Origin of the sequence: Maritimibacter sp. HL-12 (assembly GCF_900177545.1) — a bacterium.
Classification (GTDB): domain Bacteria; phylum Pseudomonadota; class Alphaproteobacteria; order Rhodobacterales; family Rhodobacteraceae; genus Sinisalibacter.
This window is the reverse complement of the sequence record NZ_FXBQ01000001.1, coordinates 1,120,077-1,144,776: the sequence shown is the minus strand read 5'-3', so window position 1 is coordinate 1,144,776 and position 24,700 is coordinate 1,120,077. Positions and strand designations below refer to the sequence as shown.

General features: G+C 66.4%; 24 protein-coding genes. 12 read left to right on the top strand and 12 right to left on the bottom strand.

What is annotated here, in order from left to right:
• Window positions 1-48: 48 nt before the first annotated feature.
• On the bottom strand, window positions 49-1,701 hold the full coding sequence (locus tag B9Y97_RS05760) for an electron transfer flavoprotein-ubiquinone oxidoreductase (RefSeq protein WP_085525849.1): 1,653 nt from the start codon (window positions 1,699-1,701) through the stop codon (window positions 49-51).
• Between the two features lie 340 nt (window positions 1,702-2,041).
• Here B9Y97_RS05760 and greA point away from each other — a divergent pair, with 340 nt between their 5' ends.
• Together greA and B9Y97_RS05750 are read left to right on the top strand one after the other, a co-directional pair.
• Window positions 2,042-2,512, top strand: coding sequence for a transcription elongation factor GreA (gene greA / locus B9Y97_RS05755; RefSeq protein WP_085525848.1), 471 nt, complete (start codon window positions 2,042-2,044; stop codon window positions 2,510-2,512).
• Between the two features lie 22 nt (window positions 2,513-2,534).
• Window positions 2,535-3,569 carry a hypothetical protein gene (locus B9Y97_RS05750; RefSeq protein ID WP_139828237.1) on the top strand — a complete coding sequence of 345 codons (1,035 nt, stop codon included), beginning with the start codon at window positions 2,535-2,537 and terminating at the stop codon, window positions 3,567-3,569.
• A gap of 18 nt (window positions 3,570-3,587) precedes the next feature.
• Here B9Y97_RS05750 and B9Y97_RS05745 read toward each other — a convergent pair whose 3' ends face one another.
• A complete protein-coding gene (locus B9Y97_RS05745) occupies window positions 3,588-3,812 on the bottom strand; it encodes a hypothetical protein (RefSeq protein WP_085525847.1) in 225 nt (74 codons plus the stop codon).
• A 28-nt stretch (window positions 3,813-3,840) separates the two neighbouring features.
• On the bottom strand, window positions 3,841-5,289 hold the full coding sequence (gene pyk / locus B9Y97_RS05740) for a pyruvate kinase (protein WP_085525846.1): 1,449 nt from the start codon (window positions 5,287-5,289) through the stop codon (window positions 3,841-3,843).
• 185 nt (window positions 5,290-5,474) lie between these two features.
• On the opposite strand from pyk, the gene B9Y97_RS05735 reads away from it, so the two are divergent.
• From B9Y97_RS05735 to B9Y97_RS05725, 3 genes are all read left to right on the top strand, one after another.
• Window positions 5,475-6,215, top strand: a complete 741-nt coding sequence (locus B9Y97_RS05735) for an N-formylglutamate amidohydrolase (RefSeq protein WP_085525845.1) — start codon at window positions 5,475-5,477, stop codon at window positions 6,213-6,215.
• Between the two features lie 17 nt (window positions 6,216-6,232).
• The gene (locus B9Y97_RS05730; RefSeq protein WP_085525844.1) at window positions 6,233-6,556 is read left to right on the top strand and encodes a DUF1244 domain-containing protein; all 324 of its coding nucleotides are present in this window, start codon (window positions 6,233-6,235) and stop codon (window positions 6,554-6,556) included.
• A gap of 236 nt (window positions 6,557-6,792) precedes the next feature.
• Window positions 6,793-7,587 carry a DODA-type extradiol aromatic ring-opening family dioxygenase gene (locus B9Y97_RS05725; protein WP_085525843.1) on the top strand — a complete coding sequence of 265 codons (795 nt, stop codon included), beginning with the start codon at window positions 6,793-6,795 and terminating at the stop codon, window positions 7,585-7,587.
• Between the two features lie 30 nt (window positions 7,588-7,617).
• Here the strand turns inward: B9Y97_RS05725 and B9Y97_RS05720 are convergent, their stop codons facing one another.
• From B9Y97_RS05720 to dgcN, 6 genes are all read right to left on the bottom strand, one after another.
• A complete protein-coding gene (locus B9Y97_RS05720; protein WP_085525842.1) occupies window positions 7,618-8,256 on the bottom strand; it encodes a hypothetical protein in 639 nt (212 codons plus the stop codon).
• 27 nt (window positions 8,257-8,283) lie between these two features.
• Window positions 8,284-9,723, bottom strand: a complete 1,440-nt coding sequence (locus B9Y97_RS05715; RefSeq protein ID WP_085525841.1) for an OmpA family protein — start codon at window positions 9,721-9,723, stop codon at window positions 8,284-8,286.
• A 132-nt stretch (window positions 9,724-9,855) separates the two neighbouring features.
• Window positions 9,856-10,719, bottom strand: a complete 864-nt coding sequence (locus B9Y97_RS05710) for a D-amino-acid transaminase (RefSeq protein WP_085525840.1) — start codon at window positions 10,717-10,719, stop codon at window positions 9,856-9,858.
• Between the two features lie 22 nt (window positions 10,720-10,741).
• Window positions 10,742-11,380 carry a glutathione S-transferase family protein gene (locus tag B9Y97_RS05705; protein WP_085525839.1) on the bottom strand — a complete coding sequence of 213 codons (639 nt, stop codon included), beginning with the start codon at window positions 11,378-11,380 and terminating at the stop codon, window positions 10,742-10,744.
• Between the two features lie 2 nt (window positions 11,381-11,382).
• Window positions 11,383-12,348 (bottom strand): N-acetyl-D-Glu racemase DgcA, encoded by a 966-nt coding sequence (dgcA, locus tag B9Y97_RS05700; protein ID WP_085525838.1) that lies wholly within the window; start codon window positions 12,346-12,348, stop codon window positions 11,383-11,385.
• A gap of 71 nt (window positions 12,349-12,419) precedes the next feature.
• Window positions 12,420-13,424 (bottom strand): N-acetyltransferase DgcN, encoded by a 1,005-nt coding sequence (gene dgcN / locus B9Y97_RS05695; RefSeq protein ID WP_085528122.1) that lies wholly within the window; start codon window positions 13,422-13,424, stop codon window positions 12,420-12,422.
• Between the two features lie 248 nt (window positions 13,425-13,672).
• Here dgcN and B9Y97_RS05690 point away from each other — a divergent pair, with 248 nt between their 5' ends.
• The 4 genes from B9Y97_RS05690 to B9Y97_RS05675 all read left to right on the top strand — a co-directional run bounded on the left by B9Y97_RS05690 (window position 13,673) and on the right by B9Y97_RS05675 (window position 18,327).
• The gene (locus tag B9Y97_RS05690) at window positions 13,673-14,632 is read left to right on the top strand and encodes an HpcH/HpaI aldolase/citrate lyase family protein (protein WP_085525837.1); all 960 of its coding nucleotides are present in this window, start codon (window positions 13,673-13,675) and stop codon (window positions 14,630-14,632) included.
• A gap of 42 nt (window positions 14,633-14,674) precedes the next feature.
• The gene (locus tag B9Y97_RS05685) at window positions 14,675-15,976 is read left to right on the top strand and encodes a glycosyltransferase (RefSeq protein ID WP_085525836.1); all 1,302 of its coding nucleotides are present in this window, start codon (window positions 14,675-14,677) and stop codon (window positions 15,974-15,976) included.
• Between the two features lie 111 nt (window positions 15,977-16,087).
• Window positions 16,088-17,050 carry an acetyl-CoA carboxylase carboxyltransferase subunit alpha gene (locus tag B9Y97_RS05680; protein ID WP_085525835.1) on the top strand — a complete coding sequence of 321 codons (963 nt, stop codon included), beginning with the start codon at window positions 16,088-16,090 and terminating at the stop codon, window positions 17,048-17,050.
• A gap of 26 nt (window positions 17,051-17,076) precedes the next feature.
• Window positions 17,077-18,327 carry a M24 family metallopeptidase gene (locus tag B9Y97_RS05675; RefSeq protein ID WP_085525834.1) on the top strand — a complete coding sequence of 417 codons (1,251 nt, stop codon included), beginning with the start codon at window positions 17,077-17,079 and terminating at the stop codon, window positions 18,325-18,327.
• Between the two features lie 2 nt (window positions 18,328-18,329).
• On the opposite strand, the gene B9Y97_RS05670 is transcribed toward B9Y97_RS05675, so the two are convergent.
• Window positions 18,330-18,659 carry an AzlD domain-containing protein gene (locus B9Y97_RS05670; RefSeq protein WP_085525833.1) on the bottom strand — a complete coding sequence of 110 codons (330 nt, stop codon included), beginning with the start codon at window positions 18,657-18,659 and terminating at the stop codon, window positions 18,330-18,332.
• Entirely contained in the window at window positions 18,656-19,366 is a 711-nt protein-coding gene (locus tag B9Y97_RS05665; RefSeq protein ID WP_085525832.1) for an AzlC family ABC transporter permease, read from the bottom strand. The genes B9Y97_RS05670 and B9Y97_RS05665 overlap by 4 nt, the downstream gene beginning before the upstream one ends.
• Before the next feature lie 48 nt (window positions 19,367-19,414).
• On the opposite strand from B9Y97_RS05665, the gene mobA reads away from it, so the two are divergent.
• Together mobA and B9Y97_RS05655 are read left to right on the top strand one after the other, a co-directional pair.
• The gene (gene mobA, locus B9Y97_RS05660) at window positions 19,415-20,029 is read left to right on the top strand and encodes a molybdenum cofactor guanylyltransferase MobA (RefSeq protein WP_085525831.1); all 615 of its coding nucleotides are present in this window, start codon (window positions 19,415-19,417) and stop codon (window positions 20,027-20,029) included.
• Entirely contained in the window at window positions 20,026-21,783 is a 1,758-nt protein-coding gene (locus tag B9Y97_RS05655) for a bifunctional molybdopterin-guanine dinucleotide biosynthesis adaptor protein MobB/molybdopterin molybdotransferase MoeA (RefSeq protein ID WP_085525830.1), read from the top strand. The genes mobA and B9Y97_RS05655 overlap by 4 nt, the downstream gene beginning before the upstream one ends.
• Before the next feature lie 174 nt (window positions 21,784-21,957).
• On the opposite strand, the gene B9Y97_RS05650 is transcribed toward B9Y97_RS05655, so the two are convergent.
• Window positions 21,958-22,797 carry a universal stress protein gene (locus B9Y97_RS05650; protein WP_085525829.1) on the bottom strand — a complete coding sequence of 280 codons (840 nt, stop codon included), beginning with the start codon at window positions 22,795-22,797 and terminating at the stop codon, window positions 21,958-21,960.
• 297 nt (window positions 22,798-23,094) lie between these two features.
• Here B9Y97_RS05650 and ccoN point away from each other — a divergent pair, with 297 nt between their 5' ends.
• Window positions 23,095-24,690 carry a cytochrome-c oxidase, cbb3-type subunit I gene (gene ccoN / locus B9Y97_RS05645; protein ID WP_085525828.1) on the top strand — a complete coding sequence of 532 codons (1,596 nt, stop codon included), beginning with the start codon at window positions 23,095-23,097 and terminating at the stop codon, window positions 24,688-24,690.
• Window positions 24,691-24,700 lie beyond the last annotated feature (10 nt).

The window sequence follows — 24,700 nt, the reverse complement described above, 5'->3', positions numbered from 1 at the left end:
GTGCCGATCGACCCTGACGCTTGCGTGAATCCCTGCGCGCAAGCGGCTTTACATGTTGGGATAATTCGGCCCGTCGCCGCCTTGCGGCACTTTCCAGGTGATGTTCTGCTGCGGGTCCTTGATATCGCAGGTCTTGCAGTGCACGCAGTTCTGGAAATTGATCTGGAACTTGGGCCCCGCTTCGGTCTGCACCACCTCGTAGACCCCCGCCGGGCAGTAGCGCTGGGCCGGTTCGTCGTATTCCGGCAGGTTGAGCGCGATCGGCAGATCGGGATCTTTCAGATGCAGGTGGCAGGGCTGGCTTTCCTCGTGATTGGTGGCCGAGAAGCTCAGGTTTGTCAGCCTGTCGAAGCTGATCGTGCCGTCGGGCTTGGGGTAGTCGATCTTGAGAAAATCCTTCGCCCGACCGGTGGCGGCGGCATCCGACTTGCCGTGTTTCATGGTGCCGAACAGCGAGGATTTGAAGATCGTCTGGAACCACATGTCGAAGCCCGACACCATCAGCCCGAGCCGCAGGCCAAGCCGCGTCATCAGCGGCTTGACGTTGCGCACGGGTTTGAGATCGCGCGCCACGTCGCCGGAACGCAATTCGGCCTCGTAGGCGTCCAGCACGTCGCCCGAGCGGCCTGCCTTGATCGCTTCGGCCGCCGCCTCCGCCGCGGCGATACCCGAGAGCATGGCGTTGTGGTTGCCCTTGATCCGGGCATAATTCACCAACCCGACGTTGTCGCCCAGCAGCGCGCCGCCGGGGAAGACCGCCTTCGGCATCGACTGGTAGCCGCCCGCCGCGATCGCCCGCGCGCCATACGCCACGCGCTTGCCGCCTTCGAGCAGCGCGGCGATCTTCGGATGATGCTTCATCCGCTGGAATTCCATGTAGGGGTGGAGGTGGGGGTTCTCGTAGTTGAGGTGCACCACGAGACCGAGGAAAAGCTGATTGTTCTCGGCATGGTAGGCAAAGCCGCCGCCCGAGGCGTTCTTGCCGAGCGGCCAGCCCATGGTGTGGGTGACGGTGCCTTCCTTGTGCTTGGCGGGGTCGATCTCCCAGATTTCCTTCATGCCGATGCCGTACTTGGGAAAATCGCGGCCCTTGCACAGCTCGAACTTGCTCATCACCTGTTTTGCGAGCGAACCGCGCACGCCTTCGGCGAGGAACACGTATTTGCCGAGCAGCTCCATGCCCGGCTCGTAGGCCGGCCCGGGGGTGCCATCGGGGTTCTTGCCGAACTCGCCCGCCACCACGCCCTTGACCACGCCGGATTCGGGATCGCAGATCAACTCCGAGCAGGACATGCCGGGATAGATTTCTACCCCCAACGCCTCGGCCTGTTCGGCCAGCCAGCGCGCGACGTTGCCCATCGAGACGATATAGGCGCCGTGGTTCGACATCAGCGGCGGCATCGGCCATGTGGGAATCGAAAAGCCGCCGTTCTCGGACAGCATGAGAAACTCGTCGTGGCTGACCGCGGTCCGCACCGGGGCGCCCTTGTCTTTCCAGTCGGGGATGAGCCGGTCGAGCCCGGACGGGTCGAGCACCGCGCCGGAGAGGATATGGGCACCGACCTCGGAGCCTTTTTCCAGAACGACGACGTTGAGACCTTCGTCGATCTGCTTGAGCCGGATCGCTGCCGAGAGACCTGCAGGCCCCGCGCCCACGATCACCACATCGACTTCCATCGCCTCGCGTTCAATCTCGGACATCGGTTTCCTCCTCGGACTGATGGCTTTTGGTAGCGGTCGGGGGAGGGTGGGTCAATTATGACGGAACGGAAAAATGCCGCAGCGCGGCAACGCCACGCCGTTTGCACCCCGCAGCCTGCGGCGCTAACGCGGTCCGGCAGCGATGCCTGGCAGCGCAATGACCCGGTCACGAGGTCGCGCGAGGCAACAAGACCATTGCAAAGCAAGCGAATTTGCTTTTCCCTTGCGGAAACGTGTCGCCCCCTTGCGGGGCGACTTGCACAACCATTACCACCGCACTAGGGCTGATGCGGAGCAGAACCGCGCCAACCCGGCCCGCGCCGAACAAGTGATACCGACCATGGAAAAGATCCTTCTGACGCGCGCGGGACACACCGCGCTGAACGACGAGTTGAAGAACCTCAAGTCGGTGGAGCGGCCGGCCGTGATCGCCGCGATCGCGGAAGCGCGCGAGCATGGCGATCTGTCGGAGAACGCCGAGTATCACGCCGCGCGCGAGAAGCAGAGCTTCATCGAGGGCCGGGTGAAGGAACTGGAGGGTATTCTCTCGCTGGCGGAAGTGATTGATCCGGCAAGGCTTTCGGGGCCGATCAAGTTTGGCGCCACGGTCAAGCTCGTCGACGAAGACAGCGACGAGGAAAGGATCTACCAGATCGTCGGCGAACCCGAAGCCGATCTTGAAAAGGGCAAGCTCAACATCAAGTCGCCGCTGGCGCGTGCGCTGATCGGCAAGGACGAGGGCGACAGCATCGAGGTGAAAACCCCCGGTGGTGAAAAGAGTTACGAGATTCTCGAGATCGATTACATCTGAGGCGCGGAAGCGGGAGCGACGGATGGCGAAGCAATGGCAGGGCGAAAGGGGCGACCTCGGTGTGTTCGAGCGCGCCGGGCGCCGGAGCCTTGGCGCCTCCGAAATCATCGCGCTGGCGCTTTCCGTGATGTGGCTTCTGGCCTGTATCGTGTTCTTCGTGGTTCTTGGTGGCAGCGCCCCGGATGCGCCGGACGCCCTGCGTTTCGTGATGATCCTTGTCGCCGTCGCCTTGCCGGTCGTGGTGATCTGGCTCGCGGCGTCGGCCGCGCGTTCGGCGCGGGTGATGCGCGAGGAGGGCCGCCGCCTGCAGGACGCGCTCAATGCCATGCGGCAAAGTTTTGTCGAGGCGCAACACGCCCACATCATCGGCCCGCGCCCGCAAGACCTCACCCGCAAGCTCGAAGAGATCGCCGAGAAGCAGCGTCGCACCGAGGATGCGCTGGCGACCTTCGTTTCGTCCCGCTCAAGGTTGGACAATCGCCTCGCGCCCGCCCCGGTTGCCGTCTCCGCGCCCGTGCCGCAGGTTGACACCGATACCGGGCAGGCCAGCCTTGCGCTCGGCACCCCCGCCGAGGCGCTCGCGCCGCCGGTCGGGGCCAACGACCTGATCCGTGCGATCAACTTTCCCGAGAATGCCGAGGACGAAGAAGGCTTCGCCGCGCTGCGCCGCGCGCTGGCAGACCGCAAGATCGCTTCGCTGATCCAGGCTGCGCAGGACGTGCTCACGCTCTTGAGCCAGGACGGGATCTACATGGACGATCTGCGCCCCGATCTTGCCCGCCCCGATGTCTGGCGGCGATTCGCCGAGGGCGAGCGCGGGCGTGCCGTGGCCGGATTGGGGGGCGTGCGCGACCGGTCGTCGCTCGCGCTGACCTCCGGGCGGATGCGGCAGGATCCGATCTTTCGCGACGCTGCCCATCATTTCCTGCGCCGATTCGACGAAGTGTTGACCACCGTCGCGCCCAGGCTTTCGGACGAGGAAATCGCGCATTTCGGCAGCACCCGCACGGCGCGCGCCTTCATGCTGCTTGGCCGTGTCACGCATACGTTCGACTGAGGCTGCGCGGCCCCTTGCCTACCAGATGTAGTGGCCTATGACCCGCACGAAGGCTTGCGGGATGTCGTCGAGGGTATAGCCTTGAGGCTTTTGCAGCACGGCCCAGGCGACCAACCCGCCGCCGATCAGAAACACGAGCGCGGCGACCCGCGGTGTTTGACCCTCGGAATAGGCGGCGACGATGGCAGGGATGGTGAAGCCCAGGATGACCAGGCCGATCACCAGCTGGAGATCATGTTGCAAAGCGGGCTCCCCTCGGGCTGCCCTGCCATTATTCCGGGTCGGTGGCGAAAATCAACCTTTCGGCGCAGGGGGCCACACGCAGGATGTTGGTGGTGCCCGGCACGTTGAACGGCACGCCGGCGGTCACAACGATCTGGTCTTCCTCCCCGACGATCCCCGATGCGCGCGCGGCGCGGGCCGCAGAAACCACCGCGAGCTTGAACCGATCGACGTTGTCGGAGGTGATATGGCAGGAGATGCCCCAACTCAGGCAGAGCCTGCGCGCAGTGCCTTCCAGCGGCGTGAGGGCAAGGATCGGCACACGCGGGCGCTCGCGCGCGGTGAGCAGCGCGGTGGTGCCGGACTGGGTGAAGCAGCAGATCGCCTTGATGTCGGTGGCTTCGGCGATCTCGCGCGCCGCGGACACCAGCCCGTCGGCCACGGTGCGCCGCTCGACCGTGCGGCTCGCCTCGATCACCCGGCGATAGGTCGGGTCGCTCTCGACCTCGACGGCGACGTTGACCATCGTCATCACCGCTTCGATCGGGTAGTTGCCCGCTGCCGATTCCGCCGAGAGCATCACCGCGTCGGCGCCCTCGTAGATCGCGTTCGCCACGTCCGAGACCTCGGCGCGCGTTGGCACCGGGCTTTCGATCATGCTTTCGAGCATCTGGGTGGCCACGATCACCGGCTTGGCGGCGGCGCGGCAGGCATGGGTGAGGCGTTTCTGGATCGGCGGCACGTTCTGCACCGGCAGTTCGACCCCGAGATCGCCACGCGCGATCATGATCCCGTCCGAGACCTCGAGGATCTCGTCGAAGGCCTTGACCGCTGCGGGCTTCTCGATCTTGGAGAGCACCGCCGCGCGGCCATTGACCAGCCGCCGGGCTTCCTCGACGTCGGCGGCGCGCTGCACGAAACTCAGCGCGATCCAGTCGACCCCCAGTTCGCAGGCAAATTCGAGGTCGTCGCGGTCTTTTTCCGAGAGCGCCGCCACGGGCAGCACCACGTCAGGCACGTTCACGCCCTTGCGGTCGGAAATCGTGCCGCCGACGATCACGGTGCAATTGGCATAGTCTTCGCCGTTTTCGTCGACCCGCAGGCGGATCTTGCCATCGTTGACCAGAAGGGTGGACCCCGTCTCCAGCGCGTCGAAGATTTCCTTGTGCGGCAGGCGCACGCGGTGGCTGTCGCCCGGTGCCTTGTCGAGATCGAAGCGGAAGGTCTGGCCTTCCTCGAGTTCGGCCGCTCCGGCGGCGAAGACACCGCAGCGCAGCTTGGGGCCTTGCAGGTCGGCGAGAATCGCGATTGGCCGGCCGAGGTCGCGCTCGACCCGGCGGATCATCTCGTGGCGGACCCGATGCTCTTCATGGGTGCCGTGCGACATGTTGATCCGGAACACGTCGGCACCGGCCTCGAACAGCTTCCGGATGGTGTCGTAATCATTGGACGACGGGCCCAGGGTGGCCACGATCTTGATCTTGCGTCGGCGTTGCATGCCTTTTCCTTCGTCTCTGCGCCGTGTTTGCGGTAACGGCGGGTTGCGCGCTCTATGCCCGAAATCCGCGGCGCTCGCAACTGGCGCTTTCGGTTTGGCCACGCTGCCAGGGCTTGTGGGGAATACCTGTTTTCACCGCCCGCAATGCGCTCTAGAACGCTTTGAACCAGAGAGACGAAAGTTTCATGACCTACCTGCCTTTTCACGTGCTTGGCGAGGAGCGCGACTCCCGCTGGCTCATCACCTGCGACCATGCGTCCAATACCGTCCCGCCCGACGTGAATGGCGGCAGCCTCGGGTTGCCCGCCGAAGACATGGCCCGCCACATCGCCTGGGACCCGGGTGCGGCGGGCGTGTCCATCGGGCTGGGTGAGTTGCTTGGCGCACCGGTGGTGATGTCGGATTTCTCGCGCCTTGTGATCGACCCGAACCGGGGCGAGGACGATCCCACGGTGCTGATGAAGCTCTATGACGGCACGATCATCCCGGCCAACCGGCACGTCGACGACGCCGAGAAGGAGCGCAGGCTCAACGCCTATTACCGGCCCTACCACGGCGCGGTGGCGCGGATGGCGGCGCGACGCGACGACACGGTTTACGTCGCGATCCATTCCTTCACCCGGCAGTTGCGCGGGCGCGAGCCGAGGCCGTGGCACATCGGCGTGCTCTACGGCAAGGACGACCGCTTCGCCCAGCCCTTGCTGCGCCGACTGCACGCCGAACCTGATCTCTGCGTCGGTGAAAACGAACCTTACGGCGGCCACCTCGACGGTGACAGTGTCGATCGCCACGCGATCCGGCCGGGGCGCGTGAACGTGTTGGTGGAACTCAGGAACGACCTGATCCGAACCGACGCGCAACAATGGGCCTGGGCCGAACGGCTTGCGCCGATCCTTGAAGAAGTGCTCGACGCGGCCCAGCTTTGAAGCAGGGAGGACAGCGCATGGATATCGACGACCAGACCCGGGTGGAGCTTGAGGCGGCGGCCTTTCGCAGGCTGCGCCGGCACCTGATGGATGACCGACCCGACGTGCAGAACATCGACATGATGAATCTCGCCGGCTTCTGCCGCAACTGCCTGAGCCGTTGGTTTCAGGAGGCCGCCAACGAACGCGGGATCGCGATGACCAAGGACGAGGGCCGCGAAGCCTTCTACGGGATGCCGTACGACGACTGGAAAGCCCGGAACCAGACCGAGGCGAGCCCCGAGAAGCAGGCCGAATTCGAGGTGGCGTTCAGGGAAAACGTGCGCGGCGAAAAGCGCTGAACGGTTTCGCCCCGCCTGCGGCGGGCCGATCCGCGCCGCGCGTGCGCGCGGCGGGGCGCGCGCCCCGGACGACAACGGCGGCGGCGAGGTCGCGCCGAATGATTTTTTTGCCTCCGGCGGAGGTATTTTCGGACCCGTGAAAACATGTGCGCAGGCGCGCGCGGGCTGTTCGGCGCGCGGGGAATACACCGGGGCCGGAACATGTCAGGATGGCTGCACCTTGCACGGAGGCTGCCATGACACGAATGCCGAGCTATTTCATCTCCCATGGCGGTGGGCCTTGGCCGTGGATCGACGAGATGCACGCCGAGTTCGCGCCGCTGGAGGCGTCGCTCGCGGCGATCCCCGCGGGATTGCCCCAATCGCCCGAGGCGATCCTGATGGTGTCGGGTCATTGGGAGGCGAGCGAGGTTCGGGTCATGCACAATGCGCACCCGCCGATGGTCTACGACTACGGCGGGTTTCCGGCCCACACCTACGAGATCGGCTATCCCGCCCCGGGGGCCCCCCGGATCGCCGAGCGCGCGGCTGGCCTGATCGCGGCGGCGGGGGTTGAGGTTGCGCTCGACGCGGCGCGCGGGTTCGACCATGGCGCCTTCGTGCCGGCCTTCGTGATGTATCCGCAGGCGGATGTGCCGATGTTCCAGGTTTCGTTGCTGGACAGCTACGACCCCGCCGAGCACTTTCGCCTCGGCCGCGCGCTTGCGCCCTTGCGCGACGAGGGCGTGGTGATTGTCGGTTCCGGCCTGAGCTACCACAACCTGAGGCTTTTCGGACCCGGCGCGCAGGTGCCCTCCGAGGCCTTTGACGCCTGGCTGGATGACACGCTTGCGGATGAGTCCGACGCCCGCACCAAGGCGCTGCTCGATTGGGAGGCCGCGCCCCATGCCCGCGCCTGTCATGCGCGCGAAGATCACCTTGTGCCGCTGTTCGTGGCACTGGGAGCGGCGGAACGCGCAGTTGCCACGCGCATCTACCACCAGCAGGGGATCTTCGGCGGCGTCACCGCATCGAGCTGGCGCTTCGACTGACCCGGGCTTGATTGCCGGGCCGGCGTGGCGTCATTCGTAGACGTCGCCCTTTTTCACCTTGTCGGCGAAAGCGGTGGAGCCGCCTTCCGCCAGAACCTTGGCCTGCTGCACCCAGTCGTCGCGGGTTACCCGGCCCTTGAAGCCCTCAAGGTTGGCGTCGACCCAGGCGATTTCCTCCGCCGTCCAGTTCGCGATCTGGTCGAAATGGTAGAATCCGAGGGCGTGGCAGAGCTTTTCGAGCTTCGGGCCGACGCCCCTTATCTGTTTCAGATCGTCGGGCCCGCCTTCCCGGGGGGCGGCAAGGGCGGCGGGTTTCACCCCGACCGCTTCGGTTTCACCAGCGGGATGGACCGGGTGCGCGCCGTGATCGGCCTCGACCGCCTCGGCCACGGCAACCGCTTCGGCGGCGGCCTCCATCGCGGCTTTCTCGGCGGCTTGCGCTTCGTTACGGGCGGCGGCCAGATCGCCCTCGAGCGCGGCGATCCGGGTATCCTTGGCGCTCGCCTCCTGGCGACAGGCGGCAAGTTCGGCGCGCAAGTGATCGGTCTCGGCGCTGGTCGCCGCGCCTCGACGGCCCCAGATGATCCAGCCGACGAGGAGGCCCAGAAGGGCGGCGAGGATGATGAGCAGCACCATCTCCCCGATCAGAAAACCCCATTCTTCGAACATGCGATGTCTCCTTGATTCGGCCCCGGATCACCCGGGCCATTCGAAGGTCGTGCGGCGGTTCTGCGCGCGGCCCTCCTCGGTGTCGTTGTCGGCGACGGGTTCGGTTTCGCCGTAGCCCATGGCTGTCATCCGCCCGGCGGCGATGCCGCGCGCGGCCAGCGCGTCGCGCACCGCGCGTGCCCGGGCCAGCGAGAGCGCATAATTGGTTGCGTCATCGCCCTCTGCATCGGTATGGCCGCCGATCACCACCCGCATGCCCGCGTCGCGGGTGCACAGGTGGATGATCCCGGCGACGTCGTTGACCGTGGCGAGCGACACCGGATCAAGCTCGGCCGACCCGGTCACGAAGCGGATCGGCGCGGCTTCGACGGTCTCGCGGGCCGCGCGGGTGCAGGCGGCCTTGGAGGGCTCGAAATCCGGCGCGTTCATCCAGATGCCGCCTTGTGCGAATTGTGCCCGGCCGGTGGCGGCGTTCACCCGCTCGGCACCATCGGCGGGCGCGTCTCCCGCTGTGACCGACAGCGCGGTTTCCTCGCCGACACTTTCGGCCAGGGCAGCGCTCACGGTGCCTGCGTCGAGCCCGGCCATCGCTGCGGCAGAAAGGCTGATGCCGTCGCTGCTGGCGGCGAGATCGAAGGTTTCGAGCAGGCCAAGCCGGGTGCCGAGGCCGCCCAGAACGCGCTCGATCCCGTCGAGGTCGGCATATGTGGTGCCAACGTCACCTTCGAGCGAGACGCCTCCGAGCGCGGCGGCGATGCCGTCGCTGCCGAGCGATCCCGGCACGATGCCGTCAAGCCGGAACCCTTCGCCGGCGTCGTAGCCGAGGTTGAAATCGACGATGCCGGGGTCGAGGACCTCGATCGCGACAACGGTGTCGAACCCGTCGAGCCGATCCAGTGCGGCCCGCGCATCCCTGTCTTCAAACGGGGTGGCGGCAACGCCTGCAAGGGTGAAGGTGGGGCCGGTGAGCGCGGCGCTGCCTTCTTCGAGCGGTGCCAGCGCGGCGGTCCCGGCGCCGAGCGCCGTGGCCCAGCCGTCGGGCGCGCCATGCCCGAGCGGCAGGTCTGCCATCGCGGGCAGGTCGGCGGCGAGGGCGTCGCGCAGGGCGGCGGTGGGGGCGTAGCCGGTGGCCGCGATGCTGCCATCGGCGGCCTTGGCGAGCGCGGTTTCGTAGGGCTCGATCAACGGCAGAACCATGACGCCTTCGGCGTTCACCACCCGACGCCCACCAATGCCGTCGAGTCCGGTGACGAGTGCGCCGAGTTCGGCCTCGGTGTCGGCGGTGCCGGTCAGGGTGATGTCGCGCCCGCTGACCGCAACCTCCATCGGGTGCACCGCCTGCGCGATGACGGCTCCGGCCGCGTCGGCGATCTTCTGTTCCATCGTCACGGCGTGCGATTTCGCGCCCCAGTAGCCCAGTGCGGCCACACCGGCGACAAAGACGAGCGCGCCCAATCCCTTGCTCATGCTGTTCCCCTTGTCAGCAACATCGGCACGACAAGACAGGCCCGAGAGCAGCCTTCAAGGCAAGGGGGAAATTGCCGGCGCCCGCGTCAAACCGCGCAATCGGGGCAATGCGCCGCAGCGCCGGTGCCCGGATCAGATTGCGGTTTTCAGGCTTTCCTCGAGGTAGATCTCGCGCAACCGCGCGGCGACCGGCCCGGGGGTGCCGGTTCCGACCTTCGCGCCGTCGATCTCGACCACCGGCATGACGAAGGCGGTGGCAGAGGTGACGAAGGCCTCGTCGGCGGCTTGCGCCTCCGCGAGGGTGAAGCTGCGCTCCTCGATCTCCATCTGCGCCTCGGCGGCGTAGCGCAACACGGCGGCACGGGTGATGCCGTGGAGAATGTCGGACGAGCGTTCGCGGGTGATGATCTTGCCGCCCTTCACGATGTAGGCGTTGTTCGATGTGCCCTCGGTCACCATGCCGTCTTCGATGAACCACGCATCGTCGGCCCGGGCGGCAAGTGCTGCCATCTTGCCCATCGAGGGATAGAGCAGTTGCACCGTCTTGATGTCGCGCCGCGCCCAGCGCTGATCGGGGATCGAGATCACACGGATGCCGGTTTTCGCTGCCGGGCTGGCGGCGAGGCCGGGCTTGGACTGGGTGAACATCACCACGGTGCCGGGGGTGGTTTCGGGGTCGGGAAAGGCAAAATCGCGGTCGCCGGGATTGCCGCGGGTGATCTGGAGATAGACCAGACCCTCCTCGATGTCGTTGCGCGCCACCAGTTCGCGGTGCGCGGCGAGCAGGTCTTCGTGGCTGATCGGCTGGGCCATGTCGAGTTCGGCGAGCGAGCGGGCGAGGCGCGCGGCGTGGCCGTCGAAGTCAATCAGCTTGCCACCGAGCACGCTGGTGACCTCGTACACCCCGTCGGCCATCAGGAAGCCACGGTCGAAGATCGAGATCTTCGCGTCTTCCTCGGGCAGGTAGTCTCCGTTCACATAGACAATCCGGCTCACGGCTTGCTCCTTCTGGCGGCCCTCAGGCTTCGTCCTGTTCCACGATCCACGGCTCGGCGCGGCCCGCCGCGTCCCATTCGGACCAGGCAGGCAGCGCCTTCATCGCGGCGCTGTATCGGCTCACCGCTTCATGCGTGCTGAGCGCGTAGATTTCAAGCCGGTTCACCACCGGGGCGAACATCGCGTCGGCATTGCTGAAGTCGCCAAGGAGGAACGGCCCGCCGGAGGCATCGAGCGCCTCGCTCCAGAGCTGTTCGATCCGCGCCACGTCGCGGCGCACGCCGTCAGATACCGCGATCGGGCGCACCTCGCGGGCCATGTTCATCGGGCATTCCGAGCGCAGAGCGCCGAAGCCGCCGTGCATTTCGTGCGCCATCGACCGTGCCCGGGCGCGGGCAGCGATCTCCTCGGGCCAGAACCCGGCGTCGGGGAAGCGGTCAGCGAGGTATTCGAGAATGGCGAGCGATTCCCAAACCACCAGTTCGCCGTCGACCAGCACCGGCACCTTGCCCGCGGGCGTTGCCGCCTTGATCGCCGGGTTGCCCGCGTCGTCGTCGAACGGGATCAGCTCCTCGTCAAAGGCGATGCCCTTCACCCGCATGGCGATCCATGGCCGGAATGACCATGAGGAATACTTCTTGTTGCCGATGATCAGCTTCATCCTCACCCCCAAAGCGCGGCCTCCGGCGGGTGCACCCCGGCGGCGTCGTAGCGCAGGCCATGGGGGCGATCCTCGGCCAGCAGCAGCGGGCCGTCAAGATCGGTCACCATCGCGCCCTGCGCCACCAGCACGGCGGGGGCCATCGCCAGCGAGGAGCCGACCATGCAGCCGACCATCACCCGGAAGCCCTCGGCGCGGGCGGCATCGCGCAGGGCAAGCGCCTCGGTCAGCCCGCCGGTCTTGTCGAGCTTGATGTTGATCACGTCATACTTGCCCCGGAGCGCGGGCAGGCTCGCCCGGTCATGGCAGCTTTCGTCGGCGCAGACGGGCAGGGGGCGGGCGATCTCGGCGAGCATGTCGTCGGCCCCCGCGGGCAGGGGCTGTTCCACCAGTTCCACCCCGAGGCGGATCAGGTGCGGCGCGAGATCGGCATAGGCCTCCGCCGTCCAGCCCTCGTTGGCATCGACGATGATGCGGGATTTCGGCGCGCCTGCGCGCACCGCTTCGAGCCGGGGCATGTCGTCGGGCGTGCCGAGCTTGATTTTCAGCAGCGGGCGATGGGCGTTCGCCGCTGCCTTGGCGCGCATCTCCTCCGCCGTGCCGAGGCTGAGGGTGAAGGCGGTGATCTCCGGCCCCGGCGCGGGCAACCCGGCAAGCTCCCAGGCGCGCTTGCCTGCCTGCTTGGCCTCGAGATCCCACAACGCGCAATCGACCGCGTTGCGCGCGGCTCCGGCGGGCAGCAGGCCCTGCAACTCGGCGCGTGAAAACCGCTCGGGCAGGGCCTTGATCTCGGCGCGCACGCTCTCAAGGGTCTCGTCGTAACGGGCATAGGGCACGCATTCGCCCCACCCCGCCGCGCCCGCATCTTCTGCGCGCACGGTCAGAACCGCGGCCTCGGATTTCGATCCGCGCGAGATGGTGAACACCTCCGCCAGCGCAAACCGCTCTTGATTCACCGTCAGGCGCATGGTCAGTCCTTCCCCGGTCTGGAAATTGCTCGCGGCGGTCCGGGGCGCGCACCCCGGCCTTGCCAGTGACGCTAGCCCAATGCCGCGAGGGCATCCACCAGCTTGCCCGCGCCGTAGCGGTAAGGGTCGGTGGCGGGCAGGCCCATGCGGGCTTCGAGATCGGCGAGATAGGTCGTCGCCTCGTCGTCAGTCATGGCCTGGGTGTTGACCGAGATCGCCACCACCTCGCAGGCCGGGTTGGCCACCCGGGCAAGCGCAAGGGCCATGTCGCGCAGGTCTTCCAACCCGGGCAGGCTGTAGCCGGGCAGCCCGCGCATATGGGCGCGGGTGGGCTCGTGCGAGAGGATCAGCGCGTCGGGCTGGCCGCCGTGGATCAACGCCAGGGTCACGCCGGAATAGGAGACGTGGAACAGGCTGCCTTGCCCCTCGATCAGGTCCCAGTGGTCGGGGTCATTGTCGGGGGTGAGCCATTCCACCGCCCCGGCCATGAAATCGGCCACCACCGCGTCGAGCGGCACGCCGTCGCCGGTGATCAGGATGCCGGTCTGGCCGGTGGGTCGGAAGGTGGCCTTCATGCCCCGCGCCTGCATCTCGCGGTCCATCGCCAGCGCGGTATACATCTTGCCGACCGAACAATCCGTGCCCACCGCGAGGCACCGCTTGCCCGAGCGCTTCACCCCGTTGGCGATGGGGTATTTCACTTCCGGCACGCGCACGTCATGCAGCGCCCGCCCGGTCGCCTCGGCCACGGCCACGAGGTCGGGCTCGTCGCGCAACAGGTTGTGCAGGCCGGAGGCGAGATCGAAACCCTCTTCCAACGCCGTCACGAGAACCTTTTTCCACGCCTGGCTGATCACGCCGCCGCGGTTCGCGACGCCGATTACCAGAGTTTTTGCGCCGGCGGCCTTGGCCTGCTGCAGCGTCATGTCGGTCAGGCCGAGATCGGCCTTGCAGCCGTCCATGCGGAACTGGCCCACGGCGTTTTCCGGACGCCAGTCCTTGATGCCCTGGGCAACCTTCGCGGCAAGCTGGTCGGGCGCGTCGCCGAGGAACAGGAGATAGGGTGTTTCGATCATGACAGACTCCATCGTTTGGCGCAGGATCGCGCGGTGTTCGGGCAAAGTCTTCGCAAGATCAAGCGCAAGGATTATGCAATGAGGGAGAATATTGCAGCAAGTCACGATTTCTCGGGATTTGCCCCTGTTCTCGCCGCAATGCGGCGCAATCCTCGCTGCGATTGCGAGATTCGACTTGCCCGAATGCGCGCAACTATCTATCCCTTGCGCCAGTCAGATCGAAACAAACTTGCCCGGAGGTTTCTCCCATGTCGTTCCGCCCGCAGCCCGCGCCCCCGGCCCGCCCCAACCGCAGCCAGTTGTTCGGCCCCGGTTCGCGCACCGAGTTGTTCGAGAAAATGGCGGCTTCGTCGGCCGACGTGATCAACCTCGATCTCGAAGACAGTGTGGCCCCCGATGACAAGGACAAGGCCCGCGCAAACATCATCGCCGCCACCCACGAGATCGACTGGGGCGACAAGTATCTCTCGGTACGGATCAACGGGCTCGACACGCCGCACTGGTATCGTGACGTGGTGGAGCTTCTGGAAAACGCCTCCGACCGGCTCGACCAGATCATGATCCCGATGGTGGGCAACGCGATGGACATCTATGCCGTCGATGCGCTGGTGACCGCGGTGGAGCGTGCCAAGGGGCGGATGAAGCCGATCAGCTTCGAGGTGATCATCGAAACGGCGGCGGGTATTGCCCATGTCGAGGAGATTGCCGCCGCCAGCCCCCGGATGCAGGCGATGAGCCTTGGCTACGCCGATTTCGCCGCCTCGATGGGCATGGCGACCACCGGGATCGGCGGCACGCAGGCCAATTACTACATGATTCACGAGGGCAAGACCGATTATCCCGATCCGTGGCATTACGCGGTGTCGGCCATCGTCGCCGCCTGCCGCACCCACGGCGTTCTGCCGGTCGATGGGCCGTTCGGCGATTTCTCTGACGATGACGCCTATATCGCCCATGCCCGCCGGGTGGCGACGCTCGGCATGGTTGGCAAATGGGCGATCCACCCCAAGCAGGTGAAGCTCGCCAACGAGGTTTTTTCCCCCACCGAGGAAGCCGTTGCAGAGGCGCGCGAGATTCTCGCCGCGATGGAGGAAGCCAAGAAGAACGGCCTTGGGGCGACGACCTGGAAAGGCAAGCTGATCGACATCGCCAGCATGAAACAGGCCGAGGTGATCGTGCGCCAGGCCGAGTTGATCGCCGGGCGCTGAGACTGTCTGGCGAGGAGATTTTCCGCGTGCTATTCAGACCGGATGAATATCCTGATCCTGAGCTATGGCACGCGCGGTGATGTTCAGCCCTATGTGGCGCTCGGCCGCGGTCTGAAAGCGCGCGGGCATGTGGTGACGATCGCCACCGCCGCCCGCTTTGCCGGGTTCGTCACCGGCCATGGCCTGCGTTTTGCACCCTTGTCGGACGCCTTGCTCGCGGTGCTCGATACGCCGCGCGGCCGGAAAATGATCGAGAACAGCGAGAACGCCCTGCAATCGCTGGTGCGGATGGTCAGCATGTTGTGGCGAGTGGGCCCCATGCAACGCGAGATCATCGAGGATTGCTGGGCCGCCGCAGAGAGCGCCGAGCCCGATCTCATCCTGTTCCATCCCAAGGCCTACGCCGCGCCCGCCATCGCCGAGAAGTGCGGTGTTCCCGTCGTTCTGGCGCTGTTGTTGCCGCTTCTCGTGCCGACCGCGAGTGCCCCGATGATGAGCTTTCCCGATCTGCGGATCGGTTGGTGGAACCGGGCGACCTACCGGATGGCAAGCGGTCTTCTCGGGCGGTCGGCGCGGAATTTCGTCCGCGCCACCCGGGCGTCCCATGGATTGCCGGACCAGCGCCGCTTCGATCTCATGCGCGCATCCAGCGGGCAGCCGATTCCGGTTCTGCATGCGGTCAGCCCGCGGGTTCTGCCGGCGCCGTCCGATTGGCCGGACTGGGCGCGGATGAGCGGATACTGGTTTCTCGACGAGGAAGACAGGACCCCGCCGCCGGAGCTGGCGGCCTTTCTCGCGGCCGGGCCGCCGCCGGTCTACGTCGGTTTCGGCTCGATGGCCGGGCGCTCGCCCGAGCGGTTGGCGCGAACCGTGGTGGAGGGGCTTGGACAGGCCGGGGTCAGGGGCATCCTTGCCACCGGCTGGGGCGGCCTGGAACCAGGCGACCTGCCCGACACGATCATTCAGATCGACACCGCGCCGCACGACTGGCTGTTTCCGAGGATGGCCGCCGTGGTTCACCACGGCGGTGCCGGAACCACGGCCGCCGCGATCCGGGCCGGGCGGCCACAGGTGGTGGTGCCCTTCTTCGGCGATCAGCCCTGGTGGGGCGCGAAGGTGCATCGGCTCGGCCTCGGCCCGCCGCCGATCCCGCAGAAGAAGCTTACCGCACAGGGTTTTGCCGCCGCGTTGCGGCAAGCCACCACAGACAAGGAGATTGCCGCCGCCGCCAACCGTCTGGGCACCGCGATCCGGGCGGAGGACGGCATCGCGCGGGCAATCGAGGATATAGAGGCGCTGACCGGCCTGGCGCTGGCGGCGCGGGCGGATGATCCGGGCCGGTGAGGCGGTAGGTCTGCCCGAACCCTGCGCCGCGTGCGGGGCCCTCCCCGATCACGAGTTGCATTCGGCCCAACCCAAGCCTTATATCGGCAGCGAGCACAGCAGGGGGCCAAGATGACCAATTACCTCGAGTTCGAAAAGCCGCTGGCCGAGATCGAAGGCAAGGCCGAGGAGCTGCGCGCGATGGCGCGGGCGAACGAGGAAATGGACATCGAGAAGGAGGCCGCCGGGCTTGACCGCAAGGCCGAGACGATGCTGCGCGATCTCTACAAGGATCTGACACCCTGGCGTAAATGCCAGGTCGCGCGCCACCCCGACCGGCCGCATTGCCGCGACTACATCGAGGCGCTGTTCACCGAGTACACCCCGCTTGCGGGTGATCGGAACTTTGCCGATGACCACGCCGTGATGGGCGGTGTCGCCCGGTTGGGCGATACCCCGGTCATGGTGATCGGTCACGAGAAGGGCCACGACACCAAGAGCCGGATCGAGCGCAATTTCGGCATGGCGCGACCCGAGGGATACCGCAAGGCGATCCGTCTGATGGACATGGCCGACCGTTTCGGCCTGCCGGTGATCTCGCTGGTCGACACCCCCGGTGCCTATCCGGGCAAAGGGGCCGAGGAGCGCGGCCAGTCGGAAGCGATCGCGCGCTCGACCGAGAAGTGCCTCGCGCTTCGGGTGCCGCTGGTCTCGGTGATCATCGGCGAGGGTGGCTCTGGTGGTGCGGTTGCCTTCGCCACCGGCAACACGGTGATGATGCTGGAACACTCGATCTATTCGGTGATCAGCCCCGAAGGCTGTGCCTCGATCCTGTGGAAGGATGCCGAGAAGATGCGCGAGGCGGCGGAGGCGCTGCGGCTCACGGCGCAGGATCTCAAGGCGCTCGGCGTGATCGACCGGATCATCGCCGAGCCGATCGGCGGCGCGCAACGCGGCCGCGACGATACCATTCGCGCCGTCGGCAAGGCGCTGGAGGTGGAGTTGAAGGCGCTTTCGGACAAGAAGCCCGAGGCGCTGCGCAAGGAGCGGCGCAAGAAATACCTCGACATGGGATCGAAGGGCCTTGCCGCCTGAAGCGTCACCGCGACCGGGGACAACGCATGAACGAATTCGACTGGCACGCGGAGCGTGCAGGCCTGTCACAGTTTGATCGCAGCACCGAGGGCGACGGGATCGACCATGTGGCGGTGCGGGCCTGGCGCCAGGGGCGGGTGCGCGCCGAGATGGCCGCGCGGGGGATCGACGCCGTGATCCTGTCCGACCCGGTCAACATCCGGTACGCCACCGGCACCCGCAACATGCAGGTTTTCTCGTCGCGCAACACACCCTCGCGCTATCTCGTGATGACCGCGGACCGCGCGATCCTGTTCGAGTTCACCGGCTGCGAACATCTCGCGGCGGGCTTCGAGACGGTCGACGAGGTGCGCCCGGCATCGACCGCGAGTTTCGTCGCGGCAGGACCGGAGATCGCCCGGCGCGAGCGGGTCTGGGCGCGGGAGATGGCCGGGTTGCTGGCGGAGTTGACCGGCGGGCCGGGGGCGAAGGTCGGGATCGAGCGGCTCAATGCCGGCGTGGTGCTCGCGCTTGCCGCCGAGGGCATCCAGCTTGTCGATGCGCAGGAGCCGGTCGAGATGGCGCGGTCGGTGAAATCGACCGAGGAACTCAAATGCGTCGTGGCCTCACTGCGCGCCACCGAAGTGGCCGTGGGCCGCTTGCGCGAGGCGATCCGCCCGGGGCTTACCGAGGCCGAGCTTTGGTCGGTGCTGCACCAGTCGGTGATCGCGCAAAATGCCGATTACGTCGAAACACGCCTGCTCAGTGCCGGCGAGCGGACCAACCCGTGGTTCCAGGAAGCCGGTGACAAGGTGATCGGTCCGAACGAACTGGTCGCGCTCGACACCGACGTGGTCGGGGTTCATGGCTACTACGCGGATTTCTCGCGCACCTTCCACGCCGGGCCGGCGATGCCCACGCCGTCGCAACGCGAGCTTTACAAGCTGGCGCACGAGCAGGTGCACCACAACATCGGCATCATCCGGCCCGGGCTGTCGTTTCGGGACTACGCGCAGCGGGCCTGGGACATTCCCGAGAGATACCACGCCAACCGCTATTACCTGTCTGCCCACGGCTGCGGGATGACCGGGGAATACCCCTATCTCTACCACCACGGCGACTTTCCGAACGCGGGCTATGATGGCGAGATCGTGCCCGGCATGGTGCTTTGCGTGGAAAGCTACATCGGCGCGCAGGACGGCAGCGAAGGGGTGAAGCTCGAACAACAGCTCGTCGTGACCGAAACAGGCACGGAGCTCTTGTCACGCTTCCCCTTTGAAGCCGCCCTTCTGGCCTGAGCTCAGCCCAGCAGCCACAGCATGGTGTAGAGCGTGGCCGCGCCGCCGATGATGGCGAAGAGCGTGTTGCGCACGGCCAGCCCGATCCCCAGAGTGGCGAGGGCGGCGAGCAGGCGGGCGGCATCGGGCACGCCGCCGGTTGCCGCGGGCCAGAGCACCAGCGGTGCGACGAGGCCGGGCAGCACCGCCACCGGCGTGTAGCGCAACAGCCGCAACAGCCAGGCCGGCAGCGGCCGGTTGCCGACGATGCCGAGAAACGAGAACCGGATCAGGAAGGTGCCGATCGCGAGGCCGGCGATCACCGTCCAGATCTCAACCGTGCTCAGGTTCATGTCCGGGCCCTCTGCATCGCGACCTCAACACCGGCACCGACCGCCATCGCCAGCGCGGCGGCGACGAGAAGCCCGGCACCGTAGGGCAGCCCGGCCAGCACGAGGGCGACGACCACCGAGGTGGCCGCCGCGGCGACGTGGGCCAGTGTGCGCAGCATCGGCGCGATCATCGCGAGGAAGGTGATCGGCACCGCGAAATCGAGCGCGAACTCGGGCGGGATCGCCTTGCCGACGACCGCTCCGACGAAGCTCGCCACATACCACATCGGCCCGATCAGCATCATCGTTCCAAAGTAGTAGCGCAGCCGCTCCGAGAGCGTCATCGCCGGTTCGGTCTCGTATTTCGCGATGCTGAGCATGTAGGATTGATCAACCATCAGGTAGGAGGCGAAGGCGCGTTTCCAGAGCGGCGCGGCACCGAGGTAGGGCGTCAAGGAGGCGGAATACATCGCCATCCGCAAGTTGACCGCCAGCGCAGTGGCAAGCACCATCAGCACCGGCGCGTCCCCTACCATCTGTTGCAGCGCCGCGAACTGCGCCGCGCCCGCGATCACCAGCACCGACATGCCCATGACCTCGGCGATATTCAGCCCGGCCTCGGTTGCCACCACGCCGAACAGGAGCGCGAAGGGCACGATCACGAGCATGAACGGCGCGCCGTCGCGCGCGCCGAGCCAGACGAGCGATTTCGGGTTGGAGCGGGGCATCGTTGGTCCTAGGTTGTGGGCCGCATGGGTAAGGGGATAATTCGCCGGATGCAATCGACCAAGGCAACATTGGGCGTGATCCTCGCGGGTGGTCTGGCCACCCGGATGGGCGGTGGCGACAAGGCCCTGCTGACGCTGGGCGGGCGGCCGATGCTCGCCCGCGTGATCGCGCGTCTGCGGCCGCAGGTTTCGGCGATCATGCTCAATGCCAACGGTGATCCGGCGCGCTTTGCGGATTTCGGTTTGCCGGTGATCGCCGATCCGGTGCCGGAGTATCCCGGTCCGCTGGCGGGCGTGCTTGCCGGGCTGGAATGGGCTGCGAAGCAGGGGGCCGCGCGGATCGTGACCGCAGCCGCGGATACCCCGTTCCTGCCCGAAGACCTCGTTGCCCGGCTCGGTGCCGCCGTGGCGGGCGATGATACCATCGCGCTTGCCGCCACCGCCACGGGCATGCATCCGACCTTCGGGCTATGGCCCGTCTCGCTGCGCAGGGCACTTGCGCGCGATCTCGCCGGGGGCGTGCGCAGGGTCGGGGCATGGGCCGAGAGCATGGGCGCGCGGCGGGTGCAGTTCGACGACACGCCCTTTGATCCGTTCTTCAACATCAATACCCCGGACGATCTTGCGAGGGCGGAACAGCTTCTGACAGGAGAAGGCGCATGAGACTCTACGGCGTGATCGGCTGGAAGAACGCCGGCAAGACCGGCCTGATGGAACGGCTCGTGGCCGAGGTGCGGGCGCGTGGCTTCACCGTCTCGACCGTCAAGCACACCCATCACCGTTTCGATCTCGATCAACCGGGCAAGGACAGCTTTCGTCATCGCGCGGCGGGGGCCCGCGAGGTTCTGCTTGCCTCGCACACGCGCTGGGCGTTGCTGCACGAGTTGGGCGACGCGGCCGAACCGCCGCTGGCGGAGGTTCTCGCCAAGCTCGCGCCGGTCGATCTGGTGCTGGTCGAGGGCTACAAGCGCGATTCCCATCCGAAAGTGGAGGTGTTTCGCGAAGGCGAGGGCCGCAGCCTGATCCAGCCCGACGATCCCACGGTGCACGCCGTGGCTTGCGATCAGGAACTCGAAGGGCTGCCCGTGCCGCTGCTCGATCTGAACGACACGCAGGCCATCGTCGATTTCATCCTTGCCGAAACCGGGCTCGCGGTGCGAGCCCCCGAAGGCGCCGGTGCGGCCTGTTTCGAGCCGCCCGCGTTGAAGGGCATGGCCAGCGTTGATGCGGCGCAGGCGCTGCTTCGGGGCGCGCTGTCATCGGTGACGGGCCGCGAAACCCTCGCTCTGAACGAGGCTGCCGGGCGCATTCTCGCTGCGGATGCCGTCGCCGAGCGGGCCAATCCGCCGGCGACCAACTCGGCAATGGACGGGTTCGCCTTTGCGCATGCCTCGTTGCCGGAGTCGGGTGAGGCGACGCTTGCGCTGGTGGAGGGCCGCTCGGCTGCCGGGGCTCCTTATGCCGGGAAGGTGCCGCCCGGACACGCGGTGAAAATCCTCACCGGCGCGCTGATGCCGGACGGGGCCGATACCGTCGTGATGCAGGAACGCGCCCGGGCGGAAGGCGGGGTTCTGCGCTTTGACAGCGCCGTTACCCCTGCGGCCAATACAAGGGCAAAGGGCGAGGACGTGGCGCAAGGCGCGGTGGCACTCGCGGCGGGCACGCGACTCGGCCCCGGCGAGATCGGGTTGCTCGCGGCGCTCGGGATTGGCGAGGTTTCGGTGCGCAAGCGGTTGCGCGTCGGCGTGCTTTCGACCGGCGACGAACTCGCCGCGCCGGGCAGCACCCTCGATCCGGCCCGAACCTTCGACGCCAACCGCCCGATGCTCCTGGCGCTTGTCGGGCGTTGGGGCCACGATGCCGTCGATCTCGGCCACGTGCCCGACGATCGCGATACCCTGCGTGCAACCTTCGACAAGGCGGCTGCGGCGGTGGACGTTCTGCTAACCTCGGGCGGGGCATCGGCGGGGGAGGAAGATCACGTTTCGGCGCTTCTGGGCAGCGAGGGGCGGGTGGCGCAGTGGCGCGTGGCGCTGAAGCCGGGCAAGCCGCTCCTGCTGGGCGACTGGCGCGGGCTGCCGCTGTTCGGCCTGCCGGGGAACCCGGTTTCGGCCTTCGTCACCGCGCTGCTGTTTGCCCGGCCGGCGCTTTCCGTGCTTGCGGGCGGCGACTGGCTCGACGCGCAGGGGTTCAGCGTTCCGGCCGCTTTCGCGATGACCAAGCGCGCAGGGCGACGCGAGTTTCTGCGCGCCCGGCTCACGGCGGAAGGCCGGGCAGAGCTATTCCGGTCCGACAGTTCGGGGATGATCTCCAGCCTGGCCTGGGCAAAAGGCCTTGTGGAGATCGACGAGGACGCGCGGGAAATCAAGGCGGGTGACCTGGTGCGGTATTATCCGCTGGGGGCATTTTCCCTGTAAATCCCAACCCCGGGTGAATGGTGTTGGGCAACCGATGAGCCCTCCGGCCCGCAGGGGCGGCCGCCGGGCAAGGTGGGGCTTTCATGCGCGCTGCCGAGAACGCGGCGCACCGGGGTCGACAGAAAAAAAACCGGGGCACGAGGCCCCGGCCAGTCCGTCAGGGAACCCGGGTTTCTAGTGCGCCATGAGCACCGGCACCTCTGCCAGTTCCAGCATGTGGCGGGTTGCGCCGCCGAGAATCGATTCGCGGAACCGCGAATGCCCGTAGGCCCCCATGACGATGGCATCGGCGTCGATGTCCTTGGCGTGGCGTAGCAAGACATCGCAGACCCGCGGCATGGTTTTCGACAAGACCGACACTTCGGGGCGCACCCCGTGCCGACTCAGCATCTGGCTCAACGATCCACCCGGATCCGAGCGCTCGGGGCCGTGCTGCGGCGGATCGACGATGGCGATGTTCACGGTTTCGGCTTGTTGCAGCAGTGGCAGGGCCGCCCGCACCGCGCGCATCGCCTCGGTGCTTTCGTTCCATGCCAGAAGCACGGTGTTGATTCGTTCCGGCAGATCCACACCATCGGGCTGGATCAGCACCGGAACATCACCGTCGAACATCGCCGCCTCGGTGATCGCCTCGCAATCATGGCCGCGCCCGGTGCCGTAGGGACGGGGGAGAATCACGAGATCGGAAAATCGGGTGCGGTGAGCGATGAGCCCGGTCAAAGCGACCATCTGCGCCGAGATACCCGTTGCGGACCAGTTGAAATCAACGCCTTTCAACATGTCGCGGGCATATTCCTCAAGCCGCGCCGAGTCTTCGCGGGCCTGGGTGAGGTTGTCTTGTACGACCATTGCGTTGGCGCCGGCGTAGTAGAAGCCGGGCTGGGTCCGGTCGAGACCGAGGCAGAGCACGTCAAGATGCGCCTGCTCACGGCGGGCCATATCCATAGCGGCCTTGAGGGCCGAGGCGTTCAGGTCGGGGTCGGTCAAAACCGTGGTAATCGTCCGGTAGGCCATAGCGCGCCTCTCTTCTTGAAAGCAGTCATGCCAAGTTTGCCTGGCTTCTGCCGGGCAGGGTGCACCTCAGGTGTCGCGTTTTCCTTGATATGGGTCAATCCCGGGGCGCGCAGGCCGGAACCGGAGGTCTTGGCGTTCAAGAGGGTGCGGCGACAAGGCGCGGGCGATGGTATCGAATTGACATGGATCAAAGCGGGCGTGGGGGTTACCGTCCAAACCCGCGAAAGTCGACAAGCGTCCCCACAGGTGTGGTGTATCCGCAAGGGAGGGGGCCTTACAAAGACGAAGGGACGTGAAATGTGGGATTACCTCAAACTTGTGGTATTTGGTCTGCTCGCTGTGCTGACCATGTACCTTGCGAGTGAAGCCCGAGACCTGGCCTATCTGGTCGCGGCTCTCATCGGGTTTCTGAGCGCCGTGGTGGCGTTCATCTTTACGCTTCGGCACATGGGCGGCGATCCGACGCCCAAGACCGGATACATGGACGCACCGATCAGGATCGGCGTGATCCTGACGGCGTTCTGGGGCGTGGTCGGTTTTCTGGTCGGCACATGGATCGCCTTCCAACTGGCCTTTCCGCAGCTCAACTTCGCTTGGGCCGAAGGCTACATGAACTTCGGGCGTCTGCGTCCGCTGCACACCTCGGCGGTGATCTTCGCCTTCGGTGGCACCGGCCTGCTGACAACCTCGTTCTACGTGGTTCAACGCACCTCCGGCGCGCGGCTCTGGAATGACCAGCTCGCCTGGTTCGTCTTCTGGGGCTACCAGATCACGATCCTTCTGGCGGCGACGGGCTACCTGCTCGGGGCGACCCAGGGCAAGGAATATGCCGAGTTCGAATGGTATGTGGACTGGTGGCTCACCATCGTATGGGTCGGCTATTTGCTGCTCTTCCTCGGCACGCTGATGAAGCGCAAGGAACCGCACATCTACGTGGCGAACTGGTTCTACCTGTCGTTCATCGTCACCATCGCGATGCTGCACGTGGTCAACAACCTGTCGATCCCGGTCTCGCTGTTCGGCTCCAAGTCGGTTCAGGTCTTCGCCGGTGTGCAGGATGCGATGACGCAGTGGTGGTATGGCCACAACGCGGTGGGCTTCTTCCTGACCGCGGGCTTCCTCGGCATGATGTATTACTTCGTGCCGAAGCAGGCGGAACGCCCGGTGTTTTCCTACAAGCTGTCGATCATCCACTTCTGGGCGCTGATCTTCCTCTACATCTGGGCCGGTCCGCACCACCTGCACTACACCGCGTTGCCCGATTGGGCCTCGACGCTCGGCATGGTGTTCTCGGTGATCCTGTGGATGCCCTCGTGGGGCGGCATGATCAACGGCCTGATGACGCTCTCGGGCGCATGGGACAAGCTGCGCACCGACCCGGTGATCCGGATGATGGTGGTGTCGATCGGCTTCTACGGCATGTCGACCTTCGAAGGCCCGATGATGTCGATCAAGGCGGTCAACTCGCTCAGCCACTACACCGACTGGACGATCGGCCACGTGCACTCCGGCGCGCTTGGCTGGAACGGCATGATCACCTTCGGCGCGCTCTACTTCCTGTTCCCGCGCCTGTGGAACAAGACCGGGCTCTACTCGCTGCGGATGGTGTCGTGGCACTTCTGGCTCGCGACCATCGGCATCGTTCTCTATGCCTCGTCGATGTGGGTGACCGGGATCATGGAAGGCCTGATGTGGCGCGAAGTTGATGCGCAGGGCTTCCTGGTGAACTCGTTTGCCGACACGGTGGCCGCCAAGTTCCCGATGTACGTGGTGCGTGGTGTTGGTGGTGTTCTGTACCTCACCGGCGCGATCATCATGGCCTACAACCTCTGGATGACCGTAAGGAGGGCTCCCCTTGCACGGGAGGCCACCGCCGCGGCGCCGGCTGAATAAGGAGGGCCGG

What these genes read in the sequence shown, in the direction of transcription:
- B9Y97_RS05760 (WP_085525849.1), bottom strand. Translation starts at nt 1,701, where the DNA reads ATGTCCGAGATTGAACGCGAGGCGATGGAAGTCGATGTGGTGATCGTG.
- greA (WP_085525848.1), top strand. Translation starts at nt 2,042, where the DNA reads ATGGAAAAGATCCTTCTGACGCGCGCGGGACACACCGCGCTGAACGAC.
- B9Y97_RS05750 (WP_139828237.1), top strand. Translation starts at nt 2,535, where the DNA reads ATGGCGAAGCAATGGCAGGGCGAAAGGGGCGACCTCGGTGTGTTCGAG.
- pyk (WP_085525846.1), bottom strand. Translation starts at nt 5,289, where the DNA reads ATGCAACGCCGACGCAAGATCAAGATCGTGGCCACCCTGGGCCCGTCG.
- B9Y97_RS05735 (WP_085525845.1), top strand. Translation starts at nt 5,475, where the DNA reads ATGACCTACCTGCCTTTTCACGTGCTTGGCGAGGAGCGCGACTCCCGC.
- B9Y97_RS05730 (WP_085525844.1), top strand. Translation starts at nt 6,233, where the DNA reads ATGGATATCGACGACCAGACCCGGGTGGAGCTTGAGGCGGCGGCCTTT.
- B9Y97_RS05725 (WP_085525843.1), top strand. Translation starts at nt 6,793, where the DNA reads ATGACACGAATGCCGAGCTATTTCATCTCCCATGGCGGTGGGCCTTGG.
- B9Y97_RS05720 (WP_085525842.1), bottom strand. Translation starts at nt 8,256, where the DNA reads ATGTTCGAAGAATGGGGTTTTCTGATCGGGGAGATGGTGCTGCTCATC.
- B9Y97_RS05715 (WP_085525841.1), bottom strand. Translation starts at nt 9,723, where the DNA reads ATGAGCAAGGGATTGGGCGCGCTCGTCTTTGTCGCCGGTGTGGCCGCA.
- B9Y97_RS05705 (WP_085525839.1), bottom strand. Translation starts at nt 11,380, where the DNA reads ATGAAGCTGATCATCGGCAACAAGAAGTATTCCTCATGGTCATTCCGG.
- dgcA (WP_085525838.1), bottom strand. Translation starts at nt 12,348, where the DNA reads ATGCGCCTGACGGTGAATCAAGAGCGGTTTGCGCTGGCGGAGGTGTTC.
- dgcN (WP_085528122.1), bottom strand. Translation starts at nt 13,424, where the DNA reads ATGATCGAAACACCCTATCTCCTGTTCCTCGGCGACGCGCCCGACCAG.
- B9Y97_RS05690 (WP_085525837.1), top strand. Translation starts at nt 13,673, where the DNA reads ATGTCGTTCCGCCCGCAGCCCGCGCCCCCGGCCCGCCCCAACCGCAGC.
- B9Y97_RS05685 (WP_085525836.1), top strand. Translation starts at nt 14,675, where the DNA reads ATGAATATCCTGATCCTGAGCTATGGCACGCGCGGTGATGTTCAGCCC.
- B9Y97_RS05680 (WP_085525835.1), top strand. Translation starts at nt 16,088, where the DNA reads ATGACCAATTACCTCGAGTTCGAAAAGCCGCTGGCCGAGATCGAAGGC.
- B9Y97_RS05675 (WP_085525834.1), top strand. Translation starts at nt 17,077, where the DNA reads ATGAACGAATTCGACTGGCACGCGGAGCGTGCAGGCCTGTCACAGTTT.
- B9Y97_RS05670 (WP_085525833.1), bottom strand. Translation starts at nt 18,659, where the DNA reads ATGAACCTGAGCACGGTTGAGATCTGGACGGTGATCGCCGGCCTCGCG.
- B9Y97_RS05665 (WP_085525832.1), bottom strand. Translation starts at nt 19,366, where the DNA reads ATGCCCCGCTCCAACCCGAAATCGCTCGTCTGGCTCGGCGCGCGCGAC.
- mobA (WP_085525831.1), top strand. Translation starts at nt 19,415, where the DNA reads ATGCAATCGACCAAGGCAACATTGGGCGTGATCCTCGCGGGTGGTCTG.
- B9Y97_RS05655 (WP_085525830.1), top strand. Translation starts at nt 20,026, where the DNA reads ATGAGACTCTACGGCGTGATCGGCTGGAAGAACGCCGGCAAGACCGGC.
- B9Y97_RS05650 (WP_085525829.1), bottom strand. Translation starts at nt 22,797, where the DNA reads ATGGCCTACCGGACGATTACCACGGTTTTGACCGACCCCGACCTGAAC.
- ccoN (WP_085525828.1), top strand. Translation starts at nt 23,095, where the DNA reads ATGTGGGATTACCTCAAACTTGTGGTATTTGGTCTGCTCGCTGTGCTG.